Annotated in this window: 1 protein-coding gene and 1 tRNA gene; one reads left to right on the top strand and one right to left on the bottom strand. The window is 62.9% G+C overall.

All coding sequences use genetic code 11. The features are described 5' to 3' along the window. Window positions 1–194: 194 nt before the first annotated feature. Window positions 195–279, bottom strand: a tRNA-Leu gene (locus QP140_RS09690). 325 nt (window positions 280–604) lie between these two features. On the opposite strand from QP140_RS09690, the gene QP140_RS09685 reads away from it, so the two are divergent. After that, window positions 605–1807, top strand: coding sequence for an FhaA domain-containing protein (locus tag QP140_RS09685; RefSeq protein WP_284759449.1), 1203 nt, complete (start codon window positions 605–607; stop codon window positions 1805–1807). Window positions 1808–1908: the final 101 nt, after the last annotated feature.

The raw sequence follows: 1908 nt of genomic DNA, 5'->3' as shown, positions 1-1908 counted from the left end.
CTCAATCGGCATCCAAAAAGGCCAAATCTAACCCCCACGACACGCCGGGCCAGACACACTTTTTGACCCTTAACCCAGAACTCATGCCCATATCTTAGGAGCCCCCACCGGCGGGCCCAGCCGGGCACAAAGAAAAACCGGTGGCCACCTGTCAAAGGTGAACCACCGGTTCCTGCGACCCAAGGTCGCTATTGTGGGCGAAGGGGGACTTGAACCCCCACGTCCGTAAAGGACACTGGCACCTGAAGCCAGCGCGTCTGCCAATTCCGCCACTCGCCCGTGGCTTCATCCGCTCCAAGCGATGAGGCTTGGTACGCATGGGTGCAAAGCGTGGGCTTAACGCCGGGTGCGTTTGCAACAGGATGAAGCGTATCACGAGCTATAGACCACAACAAAATTACCGCGTGACCTGCACTAACCCGGACCCACCTAGTTATCCCCGTATAATGGCCGTTCAACATGTGTACGTCTATCCCGTTGCGGCGGCGCGTTGCACAGCGCGACCTGCCCCTCACCACGAGCGAAACACCACGAGGCTAAAGCGATTCACCCATCGCGGCCTTTCTGGTTAGACGGCCTAGACGTCCAAGGAAGGAAAATATCGATGGATCTTTTCGGAAAATTTCGCAAACTGGATAGCGCACTACAGCGGGGCCTGGATAACAGCTTCGCGCGGGTATTCGGTGGCGAAGTTGTCCCGACCGAGATCGACGAGATGCTGAAGCAGCAGGCCGAGGACTCCGTGATGGTGGATAGCGAGGGCAACCGGCTTGCCCCGAGCTTCTTCATCGTCTCGATTTCCCAGCGTGATTACGACTCCCTGAAGGAGAGCCACCCCACGCTGGTCCGCGACCTTTCCGCCCGCCTGGGCCGTTTCATCCGCAACGAGGGATGGACAACGAATAACCAGGTCACGGTCGATCTTCGGGTCGAGGAGGACCTGCACACGGGCCAGCTGAAGGCCGATTCCCGTTTCAAGATCCCCGAGAGCTACTCCCCCGCCGAGGACGAGAATGCAGGCGCCGACGCCGCTGAATCTTCCGGCTCCGCTGATTCTTCCTCCCTTCCAGACGAGGACGTCGCCCCCGGTGAACGCGAGTGGCCGGAGGACCCCAGCCAGGTGCGCGAGGTCGAGGCCCAGGCTTATGACGCTGATAGCGATTCCTTCCCCGCGCAGACGGGGACCGCGGGCGCGGGCCTGGGTTCGGTCGTCCGCCCCAGCCCGGGCACGGGCTACGGCGCGGAGTACTCCGATTCGAGCCACCCCGGCACTTCCCAGTCCCCCGCCCAGTCCGTCGACGGTGGGCAGGATACGGGCACCGAGGACGCTAGCTATTCCGCCGCTGAGCAGGACGGACCGGCCGTCCAGGAGGACGCGGCCGCACCGGCCGGCGAGGACCAGGACGGAGCCGTCGACCCGGAGCACAGCTACCCCGGAACCACGGTGATCACCCACGCAGCGAATGAGGAGGCCCCCGTCCGCGGTGGGACGGGCGAACCCCGGCCGGAAGCCGAGCAATTGACCGTCACCCTCACCCTGCGGGACGGCAGCGACCGCCGCTACGACCTGGTCGAAGGCAGCAACCTCATCGGCCGCGGCAAGACCGTCGACCTGCGCATCCCGGACACGGGCGTGTCCCGTCAGCACGCGGAGATCACCTGGGATGGTTACGACGCCGTCCTCACCGATCTGCAGTCCACGAACGGTACGTCCGTCAACGGCACTCCGATCGAGAACTGGCTGCTCGCCGACGGGGACGTCATCGCCGTGGGCCACTCCGAGATCGAGGTTCGCTTCCACCACTAGGGCGTTCCAACCCCCTACCGTTTATTGAACTAGCCCCCGAAAGTTGGACTGGTTTAATTCTAGGCGGTGAGGGGTTCAAGGGTCTGATTCCGATATTGCAT

Source organism: Corynebacterium sp. UMB9976, from assembly GCF_030212265.1.
Lineage (GTDB): Bacteria > Actinomycetota > Actinomycetes > Mycobacteriales > Mycobacteriaceae > Corynebacterium.
Note: the sequence above shows the minus strand (reverse complement) of the source record. Positions and strands in the feature narration are given on the sequence as shown.

Excerpts from the sequence above, each read along its gene's own strand:
- QP140_RS09685 (WP_284759449.1), top strand. The coding sequence starts at position 605 with ATGGATCTTTTCGGAAAATTTCGCAAACTGGATAGCGCACTACAGCGG.